The sequence below is a fragment of the Bradyrhizobium sp. USDA 3256 genome (assembly GCF_054058275.1).
Genome location: NZ_JBSSAE010000002.1, coordinates 2554933 through 2576805, shown reverse-complemented (window position 1 = coordinate 2576805; position 21873 = coordinate 2554933). Strand labels below are relative to the sequence as shown.

Here is a 21873-nt window from a genome sequence, read left to right as displayed (position 1 = left end):
AAAGATGTTCATTTCGGAGCCGGTATCGTGAAGATTGTCGCAAAGTCGCTCTTCGTCCTGTTCACCGTGTTCGGCATGGCCCACTCCGGCCACGCTCAGACGGCCAAGAGCAAGAACGCGCCCGCTCCGGCAGCTGCTCCCGCCGCTCCCCAGAGCGATGCAACAGCCCCCAACAATTCCGGCTGGATCGCACGCTGCACCAGTGCGAGCCGCGACGCTCCGCTCGAATGCGCGATGGAACAGACCGCGGTGCTCACCAAGACCGGCCAGCTCATCGTGCTGGTCAATATCCGCGTTCCCGGCGACACCCGCACGCCGGTTGCGCTGATCCAGCTTCCACTGGGATTGAACTTGCCTGTCGGCGCCAAGCTGCAGGTCGACGACGGCAAGGCCGTCGACGTGCCGATCCAAACTTGCGAGGCGCGCGGCTGCTACATCAATACGCCGATCGCCGACGATGTCCTGAGCCAGCTGAAATCGGGCAAGCAGCTCAAGGTGTCGTTCCAGAATCTCGGCAAGGAAACCATCTCGATCCCGATGTCGCTCGCCGACTTCGCGACGGTCTACGACAAGATCAAGTAACGCCGCGCAGCGTAGCCGTTCGCTATCGCTCCCGCTTGTAGAGGAACGCGTTGTCCGGCTGCGGCATGCCGATGGTCTTGTAGAACTCGATCGAGTCCGGCGCCGACAACAGCAGGCACATCGATTCAGGTCCGGCGAGGCGCCGCGTCTCCGCGATCAGGCGCTTGCCGATGCCATGTCCCTGGTGCTGACGATCGACTGCGAGATCGGACAGATAGCAGCAATAGGCAAAATCGGTCAGCGCGCGCGACACGCCGACCAGCTTGCCCGCCTTGCGCGCCGTCACGATCAGATTCGCATTGGCGATCATACGCTCCATCCGGTCGGTATCCGCCAGCGGTCGCCGCTCGCCGAGGCCCGACTGCCGCAGCACCTCGATGAACTCGTCGACGCCGATCGACGCTTCACGGGCATAGAGAATTTCGTCCATCAACTTAAACCTCTACTGCAACGGGCCGGACCACGCGCGCGAGACCATGGTGGATTACGCCGGGCTAATCCACCCTCGATGCCGTGATGGCACACAAACGACTGACCTCCGCCGGCAGCTGCAGCCGGCAATCTCGTCGGGATTTCAGAGGATGATCACGCCACCGAGGCAGATTGGCTGGGGAACCTGGATTCGAACCAAGACAAACAGAGTCAGAGTCTGTTGTGCTACCGTTACACCATTCCCCAAGAATCGTCCGTGGTATCAACAGCTTAGCTGGATGACCGGACATCTCGGTGCACCGGGTTCGCCTGCCAAATCAGCGCCCGCGCGAGTGCGACCTTCTACCCGCTTGGTCCCACGCTTGGCAAGCATTGTTGGCGGGGAATGGGCGTAAAATCACCCGCCAGTGTGGGACCAGCCATTGGTGGCAGCTTTCCCCGCCAGGTCGTGGCTTCAAAGGTTTCACTGAAGGAATTCAAGAACCACGAAAGGATCGGCGGCGAGGAATGCTCCGACGCTGAACCCGACGAAGCCAAGCGCGACCGCGCCGATCCAGCCGTGATGCGCCCAGCCATAGCTCGCACCGATCAACGTTCCGAGCCCGATCATGGAAACCGCCCACACGACGTGAGCGACGAGCTTGAGTACCTTGATCATTGGCAATCCAAGACGGAACGCACGTCATCAGGAACACATGATCTCGCCCGCGCAATCCGCGGGCCTCTGCAAATAGGTCGATCTCGCAAGCGGCGTGTTCAACCAGAGCGCCCTGACAAAGCGCCGCACCGCCGTTTGGCACGGCGGCGCAAGAGACCGAACGACCACAATCAGCGGGTGTCCAGCCGGCCGACCTCAGTACAGCCCGCCCGTCCCTGACCGCATCACGGCCCGATCGGCGTCCGGCGAAATGCCCTGCTGGGTGCCGTCGATCACGTCGGTGCCGGCAACCATCCCGGGATCATTGACCGGTGGTGCCTGGCCCGGCTTGAAGGCTTCGAGCACCACGCCTCTGTTCTGGCCAGGCGCGGCGCGCTGGCCGGTCTTGGCATCGACCAGGACCAGCCGGATGCCGACCGGCTGCTTGAACGGGGTCGCGGGCTTGTCGGCCAGCGCGAGCTTCAGGAAGTCGCGCGCGATCGGCGCCGCGGTGTGGCCGGCCTGCGCGTTACGGCCGAGCGAGCGCGGCTTGTCGTAGCCGACATAGAGACCGACCACGAGGTCGGGCGAGAAGCCGACGAACCAGAGGTCCTTGGCCTCGTTCGAGGTGCCGGTCTTGCCGGCGAGCGGCTTGCCGACGTCCTTCAGGGCGGTGCCGGTACCGGCCTGAATCACGCCCTCCATCAGCGAGGTGATCTGGTAGGCGGACATCGCGTCGAGCACCCGCTCGCGGCGGTCGACGAGTTGCGGCTCCGGCTGGTTCTTCCAGCCCTCCGGCGCGTCGCAGCCGCGGCATTCGCGCTGATCGTGCTTGAAGATGGTGTGGCCGTAGCGGTCCTGGATGCGGTCGATCAAGGTCGGCTTCACGCGGACGCCGCCATTGGCGATCATCGAATAGGCCGTGGCCATCCGCATCACCGTGGTCTCGCCGGCGCCGAGTGCATAGGCGAGATAGTTCGGCAACTCGTCATAGACGCCGAAGCGCTTTGCATACTCGCCGATCAGCGGCATGCCGATTTCCTGCGCCAGCCGCACGGTCACGGTGTTGAGCGACAGCCGCAGCGCGTTGCGCAGCGTCACCTGGCCCTGATACTTGCCGGTGGAGAAGTTTTCGGGCCGCCAGATGTTGCCCTGCCCCTGGTCGATCTCGATCGGGGCGTCGATCATCATCGTCGATCCGGTGTAGCCATTGTCGAGCGCCGACGAATAAACGATCGGCTTGAAGGTCGAACCGGGCTGCCGGTAGGCCTGCGTCGCGCGGTTGAACTGGCTCTGGTCGAACGAGAAACCGCCGACCATCGCCAGCACGCGGCCGGTATGCGGATCCATCGCCACCATCGCGCCCGACAGTTCGGGGACCTGGCGCAGCCGGTACTGGCCTTCGACGCGCTGGCCGTCCTTGCTGAACAGCGGGTCGGCGTAGATCACGTCGCCGGGCTGCAACACCTGCGCCACCGATGTCGGCGTCTTGCCCTTGTACGGGCCGGAGAGCGCCCTCGCCCATCTGACGCCCTCGAGCGTGATGATGCCGGTCTCGCGCTGCTTGCTGATGGCGCCGCCGAGCTCGCGGCCCGGCTGGAAGCCGATCCGTGCCGACTGATCGTTGCTCTCCAGCACCACCGCCATCCGCCACGGCGAGATGTCGGAGAGCGACTTGATCTCGGCGAGCGGCACGCCCCAGTCACTGGTCAGGTCGAGCTTCTGGATCGCACCGCGATAGCCCTGCTGCTCGTCATAGTTGACGAGCCCAGCCACCATGGCCTTGCGCGCCATCACCTGGACCTTGGGGTCGAGCGTGGTACGCACCGACAGGCCGCCTTCATAGAGCTTCTTCTCGCCATAGCGCTCGAAGATGTCGCGGCGGACTTCTTCCGAGAAATATTCGCCGGCGAAGGTGTGCGCGCCATTGCTGCGGTTGGTGACGGTCAGCGGCTCCTTGCGCGCCTTGTCGGCGTCGGCGGCGGTGATCCAGCCGTTCTCTTGCAGTCGGTCGATCACGTAGTTGCGCCGCTCGACGGCGCGCGCGCGGTTGCGCACTGGATGCAGGCTGGCCGGCATTTTCGGCAGCGCCGCCAGATAGGCCGCTTCCGCGACCGTCAGTTCATTGACGGACTTGTCGAAATACACCAGCGAGGCCGCCGCGATGCCGTAGGCGCCAAGGCCGAGATAGATTTCGTTGAGATAGAGCTCGAGGATCTTGTCCTTGGAGTAAGCCCGCTCGATCCGCATCGCCAGCAAGGCTTCCTTGATCTTGCGGGTGAACGACACCTCGTTGGTCAAAAGGAAGTTCTTGGCGACCTGCTGGGTGATCGTCGAGGCGCCCTGCGGCCGCCGGTTGGAACCGAAGTTCTGGATGTAGGCGACGCCGGCGCGCGCCATGCCGGTGTAATCGACGCCGCCATGCTCGTAGAAATTCTTGTCCTCGGCGGCGAGGAACGCGTTGATCACGAGCTTCGGCACCGCCTGGATCGGCAGATAGAGCCTGCGCTCCTTGGCGTATTCACCGAGCAGCGAGCCGTCGGCCGCGTGCACGCGGGTCATCACCGGCGGCTCGTAGTTCTGGAGCTGCGAATAGTCAGGCAGGTCCTTGGAGAAATGCCAGAACAGCCCTGCGACCGCGGCCAGACCAGCCAGGAACAGGATGGTGCCTGCGGTGAACAGGAACCCGAAGAACCGCAACAGAAATTTCATCGACCAGATTTCCGTGGCGAATACGTCGCTCGTTCTGAGCGCGCTGCGTGCCACTTAGGCCGCCCGGTATATCGGTCGCTCCATGGACCTGCAATTCAACACCGGAAATTAAAGCAAGCCAGGCGTCAAACTTATGCCATAGAGCCCGGCTCGCGCCCGCAGCCAAATCGGCAGACCTCGCCGACTGGCGGTGCCCGCGGAGGCTGCATCGATCTTCGCTGCAGCGCTGCGCGATTCGCACGCCGCGCCTGATAGCGCTGCGGTCTCGATACGCTTGCGCGGAGAGCACGTCGCGAAAGAAAAGCGCGGGCCGGACGGATCGATTCCCCATGCGGCCGACGATTTGGGTGCTGCGACATCAGAAACCGGTGGACAGCGCCGGCGCGCCAGTCACATTAAGGATTTGTTAACTATAACTACCGCAAGTTGTTGGCATACACCGACTCGCGACGGGCTGATTTTGATGGCACTGCGCGGATTTAGACGGCCTTTTACGGCTGACCCGAATGTCCTTGGATTTCCAAAACCACCCACATCGGCCATGGGCACAGAAGCCTTGGACCTCGTCTATCAGGCGGCGGATTTGTTCCGCAGCATCGAGGACCGGGCCCGCGCCGGCGAAGCGCGCGCCGAGGCCGCCGAACAGGCGCAGCTCGAAATCATCGCCGCCACCGAGCGCAAATTGAGGGATGCGTCGCGGGCGCTCGAGGAAGCTCGACGGCGCATCGAGTCCCAACAGGAACAACTCGATGCGGCAGAATTCCGCGCTCAGGCCGCCGAAGCCGAGGCGCGCGAAGCCAAGCAATCGCTGGCCCTGGTCGAAGACGCGATCCGCCGGCGCCTGCTGCTGACCAGCGGTCAGAACGACGGCAGGTCGACCGCCGTCGCCTGACCGCAGCGCGGATCAATTGGAGCGGTAGCCCGCATGAGCGGAGCGACATGCGGGGGCTCAACAAGACCCAGATATCGCTTCGCTCATTCGGGCTACGGATTGTCGCTAGGCGTCACCATCAATAACCCGCGGCGAGCCCCGAATTGCGCCGCGGATCGTTCGCCCCATAGAAGCGATTGTTGCCGACAGGCTTGCCGCCCAGCGATGGCCCGCCGATGATGATCACCGCGAGGTGGTTGGCCGGATGCGGCGGGCCGAATTTGTGGCCCATGCCCTCCAGGATCTTCCGCGTATCCGGCGACAGCGTATAATCCTCGACGTTGGTCGCCTCGGGAAGCCACTGCTGGTGGAAGCGCGGCATGTCCACGGCCTCCTGCGCGTTCATGCCGTAGTCGATCGCGTTGATCATCGTCAGCAGCACGGCGGTGATGATGCGGCTGCCGCCCGGGGTGCCCATCACGATGACCGGCTTGCCGTCCTTGGAGACGATGGTCGGGCTCATCGAGGACAGCGGACGCTTGCCGGGGACGATCGCGTTGGCCTCCCCCTGCACCAGCCCATACAGGTTCGGCACGCCGACCTTGGCGGTGAAGTCGTCCATCTCGTCGTTGAGCAGCACGCCGGTCTTGGCCGCCGTCACCTTGGCACCGAACCAGTCGTTCAGCGTGTAGGTGACCGACACCGCATTGCCGTCCTTGTCGGCAATCGAATAGTGCGTGGTGTTGCTGCCCTCATGCGGCGGAACGCCGGGCTTGATGTCCCTGGACACACCGGCCTTGGCCGGGTCGATCGCGGCACGGATCTTCGCGGCGTAGGTCTTGTCGAGCAGGCGCTCGAGCGGATTCTTCACGAAATCCGGATCGCCGAGATAGCTGTTGCGATCGACGTAAGCGTGGCGCATCGCCTCGATCTGGTAGTGCACCGCCTGCGCCGAATGGTAGCCGAGCTCCTTCAGCGGATAGCCCTCGAGGATGTTGAGCATCTCGCAGATCACCACACCGCCCGAACTAGGCGGCGGCGCCGAGACCACGTGGTAACCGCGATAGTCGCATTCGACCGGGGCCAGCTCGCGAACCCTGTAGTTGTCCAGATCCACCTGCGTCAGCAGGCCCTTGCCGCCCTGGCTCGCGGCGACGATCGCCGCACCGACCCAGCCCTTGTAGAAGCCATCCGTGCCGCGCTTGCTGATCTCGCGCAGCGTCTCGGCGAGTTCATGTTGCACCAGCCGCTCGCCGACCTGGAACGGTTTTCCATTGTTGAGAAAGATCGCGGCCGAGGGCGGATCGTCCTGAAAGTCCTTGGTCGAGGTCTGCAGCATGCTGACGTCGCCCTGGTCGAGCACGAAACCATCCTCCGCCAGTTGCAGCGCCGGCGCGATGACGTCAGCGCGCTTCATCGTGCCGTATTTCTCGCGCGCATATTCCATCCCGGCCACCGATCCCGGTACGCCGACAGCGAGATGCCCCTTGGTCGACAGCCCCGGGATGACGTTGCCTTCCTTGTCGAGATACATGTCGGCAGTGGCGCCCTTCGGCGCGGTCTCCCGGAAATCCAGGAAGGTCTTGCGGCCGTCGGCGAACTGGATGGTCATGAACCCGCCGCCACCGAGATTGCCGGCGGCGGGATAGGCCACCGCGAGCGCGTACCCTACGGCGACCGCCGCATCGACCGCATTGCCGCCCCGCTTCAATACCTCGACGCCGACCTGGGTCGCGAGATGCTGCGCGGAAACCACCATGCCGTTCTCGGCGGCGGCCGGCGCGACCGAGGCTGCGCGACCGGGAACAGCCGACACGATGCCGATCGAGACGAGCGCGGCGACCATCCATCGCGCGCGGGCCATTGGATTTTGCATGGAAGTCTCCCCGGAGAATACCGGCTTGTCGCGGCTTGCGGTGCTATCTCAACGCGTACATCTAGCAGGCCGCACGCGCGCGCACTATAGGCCCGCGCGGTCCCCGCCACTTGCCCGCAGCCGGCTGTGCCGTCTGCCGTAGGTCGCATAGATCACAAGCCCGATCGCCAGCCATACCGCGAGCCTGATCCAGGTGTCGAGCGGCAGGCCGAACATCAGGAACAGCGAGGTTGCAGCGGCAGCCGGGGCCACCAGCCAGATCGCCGGCGCCTTGAACGGACGCGGCAATTCCGGATCGCGCACGCGCAGCACCAGCGTGCCGATCGAGACCACCGTGAATGCGAACAGCGTGCCGATCGAGACCAGTTCGCCGACCAGCCCGATCGGCAACAGCCCGCCGAGAAGAGCGGCCACGGTGCCGGCGAAGATGGTCGAGACATAGGGGGTCTGAAAGCGCGGATGGATCTTAGCGGCAAAGCCCGGCAGCAATCCGTCATGCGCCATGGCGCGAAAGATCCGCGGTTGCGCCAGCAGCATGATGAGGATCACCGATGTCAATCCGAACAGAATGCCGAGCTTGATGAACGGACCGAGCCAGCCGATGCCGATCGCATCGATGCCGACGGCGATCGGATCGGGCACGCTGAGCCGGTCATAGGGCACGATGCCGGTCAGCACGAATCCGACCGCGACATAGAGCGCGGCGCAGATCACGAGCGAACCGAGAATGCCGATCGGCATGTCGCGCTCCGGCGTCTTCGCTTCCTGCGCCGCGGTCGAGATCGCGTCGAAGCCGATATAGGCGAAGAACACCACCGCCGCACCGCGGACCACGCCGGACCAGCCGAACACGCCTGGACCGGCATTCGGCGGGATCAGCGCGCCCTCCGGGTTGCTCGCCGTCACCCAGTTCGCCAGCGTCACCGAGGAAGCCGCGGTGGCGAGAAACAGCGCGATCACGACGAGCTTGACCACGACGACGAAGCTGGTAAAGCGCGCGGACTCGCGAATGCCGACCACCAGCAACGTGGTCACGAACGCGATGACCGCCATCGCCGGGATGTTGATGACCGCACCGGTCGACGACCATGCGCCGGTGTTGACGTCGTAGGCGAGCGGCGCCGAGGTGAATTGCGGCGGCAGGTTGATGCCGAAATCGCGCATCAGACTGACGAAATAGCCGGACCACCCGACCGAGACCGCGATCGCGCCGACCGCGTATTCGAGGATCAGGTCCCAGCCGATGATCCAGGCGATCAGTTCGCCGAGCGTGGCATAGGCATAGGTGTAAGCGCTGCCGCAGATCGGCACCGTCGACGACATCTCGGCGTAGCACAGGCCGGCGAAGGCGCAGGCCACCGCACCAAGCATGAAGGAGAGCGTGACCGCGGGACCGGCATTGGCAGCGGCCGCATGGCCCGTCAGCACGAAGATGCCGGCGCCGATGATGCCGCCGATGCCGAGCGTGACGAGTTGCAACGCCGAGAGCGAGCGCCGGAAGATCGGCGTCTCCGCGTCGCCATCGGCCCGCGCCGCCTCCCGCAACAGGTCCGAGGTCGACTTTCGGTCCCAGAAACCGGCCAGAGCGTCTGTCACGCCGGGTGTCCTCCGCCGCTCGGGTCCGGCGGGACCCGACACGATCGGCGGACTATAACGCGCCTAACGTCCAGTCGTTCGAGCGCCGGGCAAGTGCCGGCGCCCTTATCCACCGCCAAGCGTGGTGCGGCGCCCTATCGGCAGGGATGCCGACGGCCATCACGGCCAAGGAAGGTGCCGGACGCTGGATCGAATGAATGGTAACGCGCGCAAGAGGAAGATGGCTCCGCCGCAGGCATGGCACCGTAGGCGTTCGCCGGATTGCCGCCGCGCTGCGCGGCCTCCTGGGCCTCACCCCATGGCGTCAGGGCGCCGCCGTTGATCGCGCTGCGTCCGGGATTTTGCGCGTCGAAATATGCCGGCTCCGACATCTGGGCCGCGACCGGCGCGAACGTCATTCCCACGAGCAGCGCAACGGCTGCAACGGCCTTAAGTCCGGCCATATGACCTCTCCGATGCATCAACTGAAAACTGTCCAAGAGCGGCGGCGTCGCTCTTGTGCCCGCGATTGATATGGTGCCGGCCAAGGTCCGGACCCAGGGACCTTGAGGTCACAATGGCGCGAGCCCAGCGGTCTGCGCGGCACCGCAACCGGAGCCCGAGACATACGTCCTGCCGACGCTTCAGTGGTTGTGCACGTCCGGCCGCGGATCGGAGACGAAGCCGTCGCGGTTCGGCATCTTGATGGCGGCCAGCGACTTGGCGTCGAGCACAGCATTGGCGGGAACAAAGCCGTTGAGGCTGAGGATGTAGGCGGACACCGCGTAGACGTCCTGATTGCTCAGCGACTGCGGCGCGTTCTGCGGCATCGCGCGGCGGATGTAGTCGAACAGCGTCGGGGCATAGGGCCAATAGCTGCCGACGGTGCGGATCGGTTTTGGGCTCGCCAGCGTGCCCTGTCCGCCGACCAGGCGGTCGCCGACGCCGCCCTGCCCGCTGTCGCCGTGGCACGCCGCGCATTGCTCGCTGAACACCGTGCGGCCGCGCTCGACGCTGCCGTTGCCCGGCGGCAGGTTGGAGCCGTCACGGCCGATATCGATGTTCCAGCCGGCGATCTCGGCAGGCATCGCCTCACGCCCGATGCCAAAGCGATCCTCGGCCTGCCCGGCAGTGGCAAGCATCGCGATCGCACTCACGAGGAACGCCGCCTTGAGCTTAAGCCTGGCCATTGGTCACCTCACCATTCGCATCGATGCGCCAGGGCCAGATCGCGTTGTTGTGGTAGAACGAGTTGAGACCACGCACCTTGACCAATTCCGCCAGCGTCGGCTGCACGTATCCGGTCTCGTCGATGGCGCGGCTCTGGATCACGGCGGGTTTGCCGTCCCAATGCCAGGGCAAGCGGAAGCGCGTGAGCGCGCGCGTCAACACCGGCTCCTGCAATTCGGCCTGCTGCCAGCTCTTACCCTCGTCGAGCGAGACCTCGACGCTCTTGATCTTGCCGTGACCGCTCCAGGCGATCCCGGTAATCTCGTGAAAACCCTGCGTCGTCAGCTTCTGCCCGCCGGACGGCCGTGTGATGATCGACTTGGCTTCCATATAGAAGGTGAATTCGCGCGACGTACCGTCGGGCATCGGGTCGGTGTATTTCGAGGTCTCCTCGCGCGAATAGGCCGGCTCGGCGACGACCTTGAGCCGGCGCAGCCACTTCACGTTCATGTTGCCCTCGAAGCCGGGCAGCAACAGGCGCAGCGGATAGCCCTGCTGCGGGCGCAGCCGCTCGCCATTCTGGCTGTAGACCAGCATGGCATCGTCGAGGCATTTCTCGATCGGGATCGAGCGCGTCAACGCAGCCGCGTCGGCGCCTTCGGCCACGATCCATTTGGCACCCGCCTGAAGGCCCGCTTCGTCCAGCACCGTCTTCAGCGGCACGCCGGTCCATTCCGCACAGCTCAGGAGGCCGACGAGGTCGGAGGCCGTCTTGCCGTAGGGCTTGGTGTAGACCGGATTGCCGGAGCACTCGAGGAAGTGGATGCGCGACTGCGACGGAAAGCGGCGGATGTCCTCCATCGTGAACACCAGCGGGCGATCGACCATGCCATGCAGCACCAGCCGGTGCTCGGCCGGGTCGATGGTTGGCACGCCGCCATGGTGGCGTTCGTAGAACAAACCGTTCGGCGTGATGATGCCGTCGAGCTCCTGCAACGGCGTGCGGCCCGAAGCGGAGATGTATTGCGGTAGCGTCTTCGAGATGTTCTTGACGACAGCCTTCTCGTGAACCGATGGCGTGCCATAGGGCTGGCTTCCCATCGGGTCGCCGGGCGCTTTCATCCATTCCGGCACATTGGGTGGAAGATTATTTCCCTGTTCGGCAAGCGCGGTAGAACCGGCAACTCCCGATATCGCGGAGCCACCGGCCAGTGCTGCACCGGCCTGAAGGAATCGCCTGCGAGACGCCTCTCTCACGCGCTTGTCCGTCGTGTGTTCGCTCATCGACGTTTTCCTCTGACGTTACCGGAGCATGATCCGGAAAAGTGCGAAGCGGTCTTCCGAAAAGATCATGCCAGGACAACAATCCAAAGCGCGATGACGATTCATCGGGCTTTGGTGCAGCCTAACATCAAAGGGCTGAGGGGAGGCAATGCTCCGGCGCGCATATCCGCATCGACGGCGCGTGATGGCCGTTGTTCGACAGTCTTTGCTTGCGTTCACATCCGTACGCCGGGCAATTGACTGGCTTGCTTCACCCACGCGGTGAACTGGGCTTCGTCGAGCTCGTCGTTCTCGTGAATGTCGAGATAGCGCGTGTGCTGCTGCTTTGACTCGCCCGGCGGCACCGGAAGCAGCGACGCACCGCGAAAGAACGCCACCTTGACGTAGCGCGTGAAGACATGGATGCCGAGGAACCAGCCGTCCCCTTCCATGCCGTAGAGCGGCGAGTTCCACTTCACCGCCTTGTGCACGCCGGGGACGGCACGCACGATGAGCGCGTCAAGCTTGCGTCCGACATCGCGCTTCCACCCCGGCATCGCGGCGATATAGACTTGCACCGGAGCGTCACCATATCCCTTGGCGATCTGCGGATTGCCGCCCGCGAGCAGACGCGGCTTTGCAGAGCCACGCTTCGCGGCGCTCTTTTTCGCACCCTTCGCCGACGTCTTTCGCGTCTTGCCAGCCATAGTGCCCGCTCTCACCGGTTCACGTCTCGCGCGGCGCAGCGCCCGCCGTCGCGAAACCGGATCATATCGGTTGCGCGTCGGTGTTGTCGTCAGCGAGCGCGCGTGTTCGCGGCGGCGTATCGACGCGCTCGGGTGGCCTTCGTGTGGCGGTCTGGCATCTAGTCGATCAGCGGCGGGGTGCCGTGGGTGTGGAACGACTCGATCGTCTTCAATCCCCACGCCTGTCCCTTCTTGCGCTCTTCCTCGGTCCACACGATCGGCTTCCAGTCCGGCGCGAGGATCAGGCGTGCGCCGGCGTTGGCGACTTCGACGCGGTTGCCGCCAGGTTCATAGACATAGAGGAAGAAGGTCTGCTGGATCGCGTGCTTGTGCGGCCCGGTCTCGATATGCACCCCGTGCTCGAGAAAAATATCCGCGGCTCGCAGGATCTCCTCGCGGCTGTCGAGCGCGTAGGTGACATGGTGAAACCGGCCGGGCTTGCCGTAATGGTCGCGCGTATAGGCGAAGTCGTAACTCTTGTTCGACATCGTCATCCACATCGCGGCTTCCGTGCCGTCGTTGAGCACGATCTGCTCGGTGGTGCGACAGCCGAGGTAGTTTTCGAAGAACAGACGGTTGGCCTTGATGTCAACCGCGAGGCAATTGAGATGGTCGAGCCGGCGGACATTGACGCCGCGCGCCGGAAAGCGCTGCGCCTGGTTCTTCAGCGCGGGCTTCAGCTCGGACGGCGCCTCGTACCACTCGGTCTCGTAATAGAGCTCGATGACATGGCCGTCCGGGTCGCGGCAACGGAATGCCGGCCCCTGCCCCATGTCACCGTCGATCCAGCCGATATCGAAGCCCGAGCCCATCAGCGCGGCGACGCGGCGTTCGAGCGCCTGCGGGCTGCGCGCCCGCAGCGCCATGTGCTCCATCCCTGAAGTCTTCGACGCCGTCAGCTTCAGCGAATAGCGCTCGTAATCGTCCCAGCCGCGCAGATAGACCGACTCGCCCTTGCGGCCGCTGACGGTCATGCCCATGACGTCGAGGAAGAATTTCAGGCTCTCGTCCGGCTTCGGCGTCAAAAGCTCCATGTGCCCGAGATGCGCGAGATCGAAGATCGGTTCCGGCTGCATGGACGGTCTCCCTCCGCGACGCGCCGGATCGACGACTTGCGGCTGGACAGGTGAGCGGCGCGTTGATTTGTACTAGTGTACAAATGATTAGGTCCCGTCAACAAATTACTGGCGACGGCAATTGCGCTCGCACGGCATTCCGTGGACGGAATCACCTCGTGAAAGCGGTCGAGTCAGGAGACCGAGACGGCCTTCTCGCGATCCGACGACAGGAGCTTGCGGATTTCAGCCGATGACACCGGCCGGCTGAACAGATAGCCCTGCATCTCGGTGCAGCCGAGGATGCGCAGCAGGTTGCGCTGCTGCTCGGTCTCGACGCCCTCCGCGGTCGTGGTCATGTCGCTGGCAGCGGCGATGTTGACGACGGCCTGGACGATCGTGGACGACGCACCGGTCCCGGCGAGATCCTTGATGAAGGCGCGATCGATCTTGATCTTGTCGAAGGGGAAGCGCTGCAGATAGCTCAGCGAGGAATAGCCGGTGCCGAAATCGTCGAGCGCGATACGTACGCCCAGTTCGCGCAGCTGATGCAGGATATCGAGCGCAGCCTCGTCGTCGCGGATCAGCACCGCCTCGGTGATCTCGAGCTCGAGCCGCGAAGGTGCAAGCCCTGTCGCGGCGAGCGCGGCGGCGACGTTGAGCGCCAGCGTCTGGCTCTTGAACTGGATCGGAGACACGTTGACCGCGACATGAACATACTCCGGCCAGTTCATCGCCTCGCGGCACGCGGTGTTGAGCACCCAGTGACCGAGATCGTTGATCAGGCCGGTGTCCTCGGCGATCGGGATGAAATCCGCCGGCGAGATGATGCCGCGTTCGGGATGGCGCCAGCGCACCAGCGCCTCGCAGCAACTGACCTGCCCCTCCTCGAGATGGAGCAGCGGCTGATAGTGCAGCTCGAAGCTGCCGTCGGCGATCGCCTGGCGCAGCTCGAGCTCGAGGCTGCGCCGCGCCTTGGCACGTGCGTCCATGCCGGTCTCGAAGAACCGGTAGGTGCGGCGGCCGTCGCTCTTGGCTCCGTAGAGCGCGAGGTCGGCATTGCGCAGCAATTGATCGATGTCGAGGCCGTCGGCGGGCGCAACGGCGATGCCGATGCTGGCATCGGTGGTGATCATATGCCCGCTGCAGTCGATCGGCCGGCGGATCGACTGATAGATCGCAGCGAGGAGCTGCATGGTCTCGGTCTGATCGCGGACGGCGGTCTGGATCACGGCAAACTCGTCGCCGCCGAGCCGCGCTGCGACGTCGGTGTCCCCAACGCAGCCGCGCAGGCGGTCGGCGATCGCCCTGAGCAATTCGTCGCCGATCTGATGGCCGAGCGCGTCGTTGACGGCCTTGAACTCGTCGATGTCGATATACATGACCGCGAGCTGCTGATCCGGCCGGATCGCCTTCAGCGCCCGCTCCAGGCGTTCGCGGAACAGCACGCGGTTCGGCAGGTCGGTCAGCGCATCATAATGCGCCATGTGGGCGATCTTGTTCTCGGTGCGCGTACGCTCGGTGACATCCTCGATGGTCGCCACCCAGCCGCCTTCCGGCAGCGGCTTGTTGACGATCTCGATCGCGCGCCCGCCCGGCGCCTGCGTCAGCTGACGTGTGGCGCGGCCAAGCTTCACGTTGCCGATGATGGCGTCGCAGAAGTCGTCGACATCGCCGTCGAACGAGCCCGTCTCCTGTCTATGCGCAATCAGCCGGCGCATCGTGCAGCCGGGCTTGGCGACGTCGGGCGAAAGCCCGAACATCTCGATGTAGGGACGGTTGCAGATGATGATGCGCGCCGACGCATCGTAGAGCACGAGGCCCTGCGGAATGTTGTTCACGGCAGTCACGAGATTGCGGCGTTCGGTGGCGAGCCGCTCGTCGGAGATTTCGTGCCGCTTGAGCAACAGGAAGACGATCACGGCCATGATCGCGAATGCCGCCATCAGCAGGCCTTCGCGCTCACTCCATTGCGCGGTCGCACTTCCGAGCAGGCTGCCGACCAACAGGCCGGCACAGAACGCCAGCCCCTTGGTCGAGCCGGCATCGGCATTTCCTGACGATGAATTGCGGTGTTCGATGCGCACGCTGATCTCTCCCAGGGCGCGGCATCGTTACGCAGCACAAATGGAAAGGTCGTTACAACTCGCAGTTAGCAATCGGTTACGCGATACCGGGCGACAACGTATGACAATTCGCCCCCAATGCCCCGTAAACCGACGGAGCCGCCGATGCACTCCGCGGAGATGGTGAATCCGGCCTTAACAGAAAAACCGGGAAACAAACGCGGCTGTGCCGGAAAGCGACGATTTCGCCGCCGATGCGCGCGACAGCGCGTAATCTCGCGGTACGATAGAAACAAATCGTCACCGGGAAGGTGTAGATTTAGCCGATGCGGAACCCCGGCGATTTAACGATTTTTCCAATCCCGGGCGGGCATATTGCTCCGGACATTTAGATTTTGAGAACGAGCCAGGCTGGAACTGTGACACCCTTCGGACGTGTGATCTCTGTGCGCGGCTCGCAGGCCCGGGTTGGGCTGCTGGCGGGCGGCCAGATGCAACTTTCAGAAATGCGAGCGACCGTCGGCCGGTTCGTCAGTATCCGCTGCGCAAGTTCGGTCATCGTCGCCATGATCACCGAAGTGACGTGCGAGAACCTGCCGGCGTCCGACGAATTCATGGCGACCGCCTCGGTCGACCTGCTGGGCGAGATCCTGGGTGGCGACCGCCCGAAATTCCAGCGCGGCGTCACCCACTATCCGACCATCGGCGACAGCACCGATCTGATCACGAACCAGGAGCTGCGCACGGTCTATGCGCCGAGCGGCTCGGACCAGATCAATGTCGGCACGTTGCAGCAGGATCGTTCTGTCATCGCCTATGTCGACGTCGAGGAGATGCTGTCCAAGCACTTCGCGGTGCTCGGCTCGACCGGCGTCGGCAAGTCGACCGGCGTGTCGCTGCTGCTCAACGAGATCCTGAAGTCGCGGCCCAACCTGCGCATCTTCCTGCTCGACGTGCACAATGAATATGGCCGCTGCTTCGGCGAGCGCGCGCAGGTGCTCAACCCGCGGAACCTGAAGCTACCGTTCTGGCTGTTCAACTTCGAAGAGATCGTGGACGTACTGTTCGGCGGCCGGCCCGGCGTGCCCGAGGAGCTCGACATCCTCGCCGAAGTGATCCCGATGGCGAAGGGCATCTACACCCAGTACCAGAACTCCGATCGGGTCGGTCTCGGGCTGAAGCGCATCGACCCCAAGCAGGTCGGCTACACCGTCGATACGCCGGTGCCCTATCGCCTCGTCGACCTGATCTCGCTGATCGACGAGCGCATGGGCAAGCTGGAGAACCGCTCCTCGCGCATCATCTATCACAAGCTGATCTCGCGCATCGACGCGGTGCGCAACGATCCGCGCTACGCCTTCATGTTCGACAATGCCAATGTCGGCGGCGATACCATGGCCGAGGTGATCAGCCATCTGTTCCGCCTGCCCGCCAACGGCAAGCCGATGACGATCATGCAACTCGCTGGCTTCCCCGCCGAAGTCGTCGATTCCGTGGTGTCGGTGCTGTGCCGCATGGCGTTCGATTTCGGGCTGTGGAGCGACGGCGTCTCGCCGATGCTGTTCGTCTGCGAGGAAGCGCACCGCTACGCCTCCGCCGACCGCAATATCGGCTTCGGGCCGACCCGCAAGGCGGTGTCGCGCATTGCCAAGGAAGGCCGCAAATACGGCGTCTATCTCGGCCTGATTACCCAGCGTCCAGCCGAGCTCGACGCGACCATCATCTCCCAGTGCAACACGCTGTTCACGATGCGCCTTGCCAACGACCGCGACCAGGCGCTGCTGCGCTCCGCGGTCTCGGACGCCGCCGCCAACCTGCTGTCCTTCGTGCCCTCGCTTGGCACCCGCGAGGTGCTGGCGTTCGGCGAAGGCGTGGCGCTGCCGACCCGGCTGCGCTTCAAGGAGGTGCCGCCCCACCAGCTGCCGCGCGGCGAGGCCACCATCGCCACGGTACCGTCGGTCACCGCCGGCCATGACATGCATTTCGTCAGTGCCGTGCTAGAGCGCTGGCGCGGTGCCACTTCGCATCGCGACAGCCCGAGCGGCGACGCAAACTTCAGCTCTCCGGCGCCGGCGCGCACCATGGCGCCGGCCGAGGCGCCGATGCTGCAGCCCTCGCTCGGCCTCGATCCGGACCGCTTCTCGCTTCTGAAGAAGCCGCTGCGTTAGCCGAATTCCGCCAAGGCGCCGATGCGCCTTGCGCCCAAGGCGTCATCCACTATGGTCTCGCGTGACGCCGCATCCAGGCGGCACGCCGGAACCATCTCATGACGCAGCCGACCGTAAAACGCTTCCCGACGCCCGCTCTCGACGAGCTCCCCGAGGATATCCGCACCCGCATCCTGGCGGTGCAGGAGAAATCCGGCTTCGTGCCGAACGTATTCCTCACCTTGGCCTATCGCCCCGACGAGTTTCGCGCCTTCTTCGCCTATCACGACGCGCTGATGGAAAAGGACTCCGGCCTCTCGAAGGCCGAGCGCGAGATGATCGTGGTGGCGACCAGCGCCGCCAACCAGTGCCAGTATTGCGTGATCGCCCACGGCGCGATCCTGCGCATCCGCGCCAAGAATCCGGAGATCGCCGACCAGATCGCGGTCAACTACCGCAAGGCCGACATCACGCCGCGGCAGCGCGCGATGCTCGACTTCGCCATGAAGGTGAGTCGCGCCGCCGAGGAAGTCTCGGAGGCGGACTTCGCCGCGCTTGCCGCCCACGGCTTCAGCGACGACGACGTCTGGGACATCGCCGCAGTTGCGGCGTTCTTCGCGCTGTCGAACCGGCTCGCCAACGTCACCGGCATGCGGCCGAACGGCGAATTCTACATGCTCGGCCGGCAGCCGAAATAGAGGGCGCCTTGGCGGACTGGAGCGAGATCATCCTGCGTCTCGGCGCGGCCACCCTTGCCGGCTGCGCGATCGGGCTCGACCGCGACCTGCGCGGCAAGCCGATCGGCCTGAAGACGCTGGGCCTCGTCAGCCTCTCGACGGCCATGGTCGTGCTGCTGGCATTGCAGGCCGTCGAGCCCGGCAAGTTCACCGACGCGGTGAGCCGCGTGATCCAGGGCGTGCTGACCGGCATCGGATTCCTCGGCGCCGGCGTGATCGTGCGGCAGGGCGACCGCTTCCAGGTCCGCGGCCTGACCAGCGCCGCATGCGCTTTCTTCGCCGCTTGCGTCGGCATCGTCTGCGGCGCCGGACATTGGCCGATCGTCGTCACCGCCGTCGCGCTGGCGTTCCTGCTGTTGACCTTCGGCAAGCGGACCGAACGGTGGCTGCACCACGCGCTCGGCGGCAGGGAGGATCAGCACGGGCCGGCGGTGGCGGCAGATCAGTCGTCAGATGCCGGCCCGCACCAGCCGGGCAAATAGACCGCGTCCTTGCTGCGGCCGAGCGCCAGTCCCTTCTCCAGCGCCTTGGCGAAATTGTTCTCCACCGTCTTGCGCGGGATGTGGCGGCGCAGAAAATCGGCCCACAGGAATTCACTGAACGGCGTCGTGTCCTTGGCAAAGCCGCCCGCCCGGCGCATCTCGCCGGCGAGGCTGCGGAACGGATCGTCCCTGAGATCCTTGATCGATTTCGGAATGTCCTTGAAGTGGCGGCGCTCGCCCTTGGAATCGTAGGGATAGACCCAGCGCTTGTTGTCCATCACGCCCCAGAACACGTCACGCTCGACCATCGTGAGATCGCCGATCACCGTGACCAAGATGTCCTTGACGCCCTCCTCGTGCAGCGCCCGCGCCATGTGATGGTGATCGACCACGTAGTAGCGGTCGTCGGGACCATGGACGACCGGGATCATGTGCTTGCCCAGCAGTTCGGCGCGCTTCTTGTCCGACTTGTGCTCGCGCCAGCGCTTCCGCTTCTCCGTCACCTCCTGCATGCCGACCGTCATCTGGGTCGGCCGCAGCGATAGGATCGGGACCGGTTTGACGTAAGGCTCGCGCGTGTGGGCCATGATTTATGCTCCCTTTTTGACCGGCACTCCGGAACGGGTTCCACTATGTCATGAGCCCGCAGGCGGGTGAAAGAGTCCGGTGCGCCGGAGTGGCTTCACGAAGCGGTGGGGGCCGATGGCCAAGATGATCCGGCCTCGGCTGTCGATGCTCCCGGGCTGTCAATGCCCGGACGCGCAGCCTCAACCTCCGTGACCGCGTTGCGGCGCAAACTGTGCATGCGCGAAGGTCGAACGAGTGTGTCGACATCGGCTTGGTCGTCGCAATGCCGAGCATCCCGCGCTCCGCAGCAGTCGCCTCGACGGCAAGCCAGTTCCTGGAGGTGATCGAAGCATGAATACCACCTCTGCGCGCACCAAGATTTTAGGTGTGAAGTGCAGCGAACATGCTAAACATAACTGGCGACGCGACCGGACTGACAACAGTGAAGACGCAGCGGCCAATCTCCTCGGATGCCGAGCACGTGGTGCTCAAATTCCGGCCGCGTACCTCGGCGCAGCCGCCCGGCAAGCGCGAGGAGCCGCTCCGATCGACGCGCCCGGCTTCCGTTGCCAACGACCTCTCTCGCTATGAGAAGCCGCGCGAGGAGCCGGACGATTTCCGCCAGCGCATGCTCGCCAACATCGCCGCCTTCGCCTTCACGGTGGCGCTCACCGCGATCGGCATCTGGCTTGCCATGAGCATCGCCGATCTGCGCAAGACCCAGGATTGCGTGCTGATGGGCCGCCGGGATTGCGCGAAGATTACGGTGATGCCGCGCAGCTAGGCTGGCCGGAACCCCGCCCAAAAACCGTGCTTGCGAGGCCGGCCAAGCTCCATTGAACTAACGGCCCTGCTCCGATATACGGGCACACGACTCCGGCACCAGCAATCGGGCATTCCGGGGCAACGCGCCCGCCTCCTCTGAGCCGACCCGGAATTACCTTCAATATATCAAAGGCTTAATGATGTCCTCCACATTCGAGCAGATCGCCAACATTATCGCGGAGACCTGCGACATCCCGCGCGACACGATCAAGCCGGAGAGCCACGCGATCGACGATCTGGGGATCGACAGCCTCGACTTCCTCGACATCGCCTTTGCCATCGACAAGGCCTTCGGGATCAAGATGCCGCTCGAAAAGTGGACCCAGGAGGTCAACGACGGCAAGGCCACGACCGAGCAGTATTTCGTGTTGAAGAATCTCGCCGACCGCATCGACGAGCTGGTTGCAGCCAAGAACGCGGGCACGGGCTCGGGCTCGTAATCGCCCATCATGCAGCTCGAGATCTTTCAGCTGATTGATCGGATCGTCGACCTCAACCTCGACGCAAGGACCATTGTCGTCGAGGCGGATGTTCCGCCCGACAGCCATTCGGTGTTCGCGGGGCACTTCCCTGGCTACCCGATCATGCCCGGCGTGCTGCTGACCGAAGCAATGGCCCAGAGCTCGGGCTGGCTGATCCTCGGTCTGACCAAGTTCGAGCGCATGCCCTTCCTCGCCATGGTCAAGGAAGCCAAGATGCGCGGCTTCGTCAGCCCCGGTTCGCTCCTGACCATTGAGGCCAAGATCGAGCACGAAGGTTCAGGCTTCGCCGTGACCTCGGCGAAGGTTCGCGTCGGCAAGGAGCTCAAGTGCAATGCCGAGCTGACCTTCCGTCACATCCCCTTCCCCAGCCCCGACTTGCGCGTGCACATGGATGCGATGGCCACCAAGATCGGGTTTCCGCAGCAGGCAATGAGTTGAGTAATGGCTGAGAAGGAAGTCTGGATCACCGGCGTAGGCCTGCTCTCCTCGCTTGGCGAGGGGCTGGATGCGCATTGGGAGGCGCTCGGCGCCCGGCGCGTCAATGCCGACGAGAAGCGTCTCGCGCCATACGTGATCCATCCGATCGCCCCCGTCAGCTTCGACGCCCAGATCCCGAAGAAGGGCGATCAGCGTCAGATGGAAGCCTGGCAGCGGATCGGTACCTATGCCGCCGGGCTGGCGCTCGATTCCGCCGGCGTCAAAGGCAATCAGGAAATCCTGTCGCGGATGGACATGATCATCGCAGCCGGTGGCGGCGAGCGTGACCTCAATGTCGACCTGGCGATCATGAACGCCGACGCGCAGGGCAAGCTGCCGCCCGCCCTCCTCAACGAGAAGCTGATGAACGAGCTGCGCCCGACGCTGTTCCTGGCGCAGCTCTCCAACCTGCTTGCCGGCAACATCGCGATCGTTCACGGCGTGTGCGGGACCTCGCGCACCTTCATGGGCGAGGAAGCCTCGAGCATCGACGCGGCACGGATCGCGGTCGCCCGCATCGGGGCCGGCCAGAGTGACATCGCCTTGGTCGGCGCCGCTCATAACGGCGATCGCGGCGACCTCTTGATGCTCTATGCATTCGGCGATCTCGCCCTCAAGGACCAGCATAGCTCGGTCTGGGCCCGCAGGAACAATCCGGGCTTTGCCATCGGCTCGGCCGGCGCCTTCCTCGTGATGGAATCGCGCGAACATGCCGAGGCCCGCGGCGCAAAGCCGTACGCCAAGCTGACCAAGGTGGTCGCCGACCTTGCCCGACGCAAGGAGCCGGGCGCCGTGACGAAATCGCTGGAAGCGTTGTGGCCGCAGCTCGGCGTCAGCGGCGACAACGGTATCCTGATCACGGGCGCGACCGGCGCCGAGCCTGCGACTGCCGAAGAGCGCGCATTCCTCAGCCAGCATGCCGGCTTTGCCGTCCGCGCCACCGGAACGACCTTTGGCCACACCATGGAGGCGCAATTCCCGCTTGGGCTCGCGCTGGCCGCGCTGTCGATCTCGCGCGGCGCGCTCTATCCGGCCAACGACCCGACCGGGCTGGAGGTTGAAAAGACCGAAGCGCCAACCCAGATTGTTGTGTTGGGGGTCGGCCACTGGCAGGGCGAAGGCATGGCGCTGGTCGAGGCCGTCAGTTAGAGCATGATCCGGAAAATTGTTT

21 protein-coding genes and 1 tRNA gene are annotated in these 21873 nt (G+C 64.5%); 9 read left to right on the top strand and 13 right to left on the bottom strand.

Annotated features, from left to right (window positions below; all coding sequences use genetic code 11):
• The first annotated feature begins 75 nt into the window (after positions 1-75).
• Entirely contained in the window at positions 76-582 is a 507-nt protein-coding gene (locus ACVWY5_RS13615) for an invasion associated locus B family protein (protein ID WP_051376169.1), read from the top strand.
• Between the two features lie 22 nt (positions 583-604).
• On the opposite strand, the gene ACVWY5_RS13610 is transcribed toward ACVWY5_RS13615, so the two are convergent.
• From ACVWY5_RS13610 to ACVWY5_RS13595, 4 genes are all read right to left on the bottom strand, one after another.
• Positions 605-1012, bottom strand: a complete 408-nt coding sequence (locus tag ACVWY5_RS13610; protein WP_038377476.1) for a GNAT family N-acetyltransferase — start codon at positions 1010-1012, stop codon at positions 605-607.
• A 174-nt stretch (positions 1013-1186) separates the two neighbouring features.
• Positions 1187-1260 (bottom strand) — tRNA-Gln (locus ACVWY5_RS13605).
• Positions 1261-1477: 217 nt separating this feature from the next.
• On the bottom strand, positions 1478-1672 hold the full coding sequence (locus ACVWY5_RS13600; RefSeq protein ID WP_038377475.1) for a hypothetical protein: 195 nt from the start codon (positions 1670-1672) through the stop codon (positions 1478-1480).
• A 195-nt stretch (positions 1673-1867) separates the two neighbouring features.
• Positions 1868-4363: a penicillin-binding protein 1A gene (locus tag ACVWY5_RS13595; protein WP_028334309.1), complete on the bottom strand. Its 2496-nt coding sequence runs from the start codon at positions 4361-4363 to the stop codon at positions 1868-1870.
• 556 nt (positions 4364-4919) lie between these two features.
• On the opposite strand from ACVWY5_RS13595, the gene ACVWY5_RS13590 reads away from it, so the two are divergent.
• Positions 4920-5255 carry a hypothetical protein gene (locus ACVWY5_RS13590; RefSeq protein ID WP_244978581.1) on the top strand — a complete coding sequence of 112 codons (336 nt, stop codon included), beginning with the start codon at positions 4920-4922 and terminating at the stop codon, positions 5253-5255.
• Positions 5256-5373: 118 nt separating this feature from the next.
• Here ACVWY5_RS13590 and ggt read toward each other — a convergent pair whose 3' ends face one another.
• From ggt to ACVWY5_RS13550, 8 genes are all read right to left on the bottom strand, one after another.
• Positions 5374-7110, bottom strand: a complete 1737-nt coding sequence (ggt, locus tag ACVWY5_RS13585) for a gamma-glutamyltransferase (protein ID WP_028334307.1) — start codon at positions 7108-7110, stop codon at positions 5374-5376.
• A gap of 84 nt (positions 7111-7194) precedes the next feature.
• Positions 7195-8694, bottom strand: coding sequence for an amino acid permease (locus ACVWY5_RS13580; RefSeq protein ID WP_028334306.1), 1500 nt, complete (start codon positions 8692-8694; stop codon positions 7195-7197).
• Positions 8695-8840: 146 nt separating this feature from the next.
• Positions 8841-9149, bottom strand: coding sequence for a BA14K family protein (locus ACVWY5_RS13575; RefSeq protein WP_028334305.1), 309 nt, complete (start codon positions 9147-9149; stop codon positions 8841-8843).
• 180 nt (positions 9150-9329) lie between these two features.
• Positions 9330-9827 carry a c-type cytochrome gene (locus ACVWY5_RS13570; RefSeq protein ID WP_051376168.1) on the bottom strand — a complete coding sequence of 166 codons (498 nt, stop codon included), beginning with the start codon at positions 9825-9827 and terminating at the stop codon, positions 9330-9332.
• 34 nt (positions 9828-9861) lie between these two features.
• Entirely contained in the window at positions 9862-11139 is a 1278-nt protein-coding gene (soxC, locus tag ACVWY5_RS13565) for a sulfite dehydrogenase (protein ID WP_028334303.1), read from the bottom strand.
• A 215-nt stretch (positions 11140-11354) separates the two neighbouring features.
• Complete coding sequence (locus ACVWY5_RS13560; protein WP_028334302.1) at positions 11355-11825, bottom strand: DUF1801 domain-containing protein; 471 nt, start codon at positions 11823-11825, stop codon at positions 11355-11357.
• A 158-nt stretch (positions 11826-11983) separates the two neighbouring features.
• Positions 11984-12940 carry a catechol 2,3-dioxygenase gene (locus ACVWY5_RS13555; RefSeq protein WP_028334301.1) on the bottom strand — a complete coding sequence of 319 codons (957 nt, stop codon included), beginning with the start codon at positions 12938-12940 and terminating at the stop codon, positions 11984-11986.
• A 173-nt stretch (positions 12941-13113) separates the two neighbouring features.
• On the bottom strand, positions 13114-15006 hold the full coding sequence (locus ACVWY5_RS13550; RefSeq protein ID WP_051376157.1) for an EAL domain-containing protein: 1893 nt from the start codon (positions 15004-15006) through the stop codon (positions 13114-13116).
• Positions 15007-15404: 398 nt separating this feature from the next.
• Between ACVWY5_RS13550 and ACVWY5_RS13545 the strand changes: the two genes are divergently transcribed.
• The 3 genes from ACVWY5_RS13545 to ACVWY5_RS13535 all read left to right on the top strand — a co-directional run bounded on the left by ACVWY5_RS13545 (position 15405) and on the right by ACVWY5_RS13535 (position 18351).
• Positions 15405-17153: an ATP-binding protein gene (locus ACVWY5_RS13545; RefSeq protein ID WP_028334300.1), complete on the top strand. Its 1749-nt coding sequence runs from the start codon at positions 15405-15407 to the stop codon at positions 17151-17153.
• Positions 17154-17251: 98 nt separating this feature from the next.
• Entirely contained in the window at positions 17252-17830 is a 579-nt protein-coding gene (locus ACVWY5_RS13540; RefSeq protein WP_028334299.1) for a peroxidase-related enzyme, read from the top strand.
• 8 nt (positions 17831-17838) lie between these two features.
• Positions 17839-18351 (top strand): MgtC/SapB family protein, encoded by a 513-nt coding sequence (locus ACVWY5_RS13535; protein ID WP_028334298.1) that lies wholly within the window; start codon positions 17839-17841, stop codon positions 18349-18351.
• Here the strand turns inward: ACVWY5_RS13535 and ACVWY5_RS13530 are convergent.
• Complete coding sequence (locus ACVWY5_RS13530; RefSeq protein WP_016848428.1) at positions 18312-18938, bottom strand: ParB-like protein; 627 nt, start codon at positions 18936-18938, stop codon at positions 18312-18314. The genes ACVWY5_RS13535 and ACVWY5_RS13530 overlap by 40 nt on opposite strands.
• 422 nt (positions 18939-19360) lie before the next feature.
• Here ACVWY5_RS13530 and ACVWY5_RS13525 point away from each other — a divergent pair, with 422 nt between their 5' ends.
• The 4 genes from ACVWY5_RS13525 to ACVWY5_RS13510 all read left to right on the top strand — a co-directional run bounded on the left by ACVWY5_RS13525 (position 19361) and on the right by ACVWY5_RS13510 (position 21851).
• Positions 19361-19702, top strand: a complete 342-nt coding sequence (locus ACVWY5_RS13525; protein ID WP_028334297.1) for a hypothetical protein — start codon at positions 19361-19363, stop codon at positions 19700-19702.
• Positions 19703-19883: 181 nt separating this feature from the next.
• The gene (locus tag ACVWY5_RS13520) at positions 19884-20183 is read left to right on the top strand and encodes an acyl carrier protein (RefSeq protein ID WP_028334296.1); all 300 of its coding nucleotides are present in this window, start codon (positions 19884-19886) and stop codon (positions 20181-20183) included.
• Between the two features lie 9 nt (positions 20184-20192).
• On the top strand, positions 20193-20663 hold the full coding sequence (locus tag ACVWY5_RS13515; RefSeq protein WP_028334295.1) for a 3-hydroxyacyl-ACP dehydratase FabZ family protein: 471 nt from the start codon (positions 20193-20195) through the stop codon (positions 20661-20663).
• A gap of 3 nt (positions 20664-20666) precedes the next feature.
• Positions 20667-21851 (top strand): beta-ketoacyl-ACP synthase, encoded by a 1185-nt coding sequence (locus ACVWY5_RS13510; RefSeq protein ID WP_028334294.1) that lies wholly within the window; start codon positions 20667-20669, stop codon positions 21849-21851.
• Positions 21852-21873: the final 22 nt, after the last annotated feature.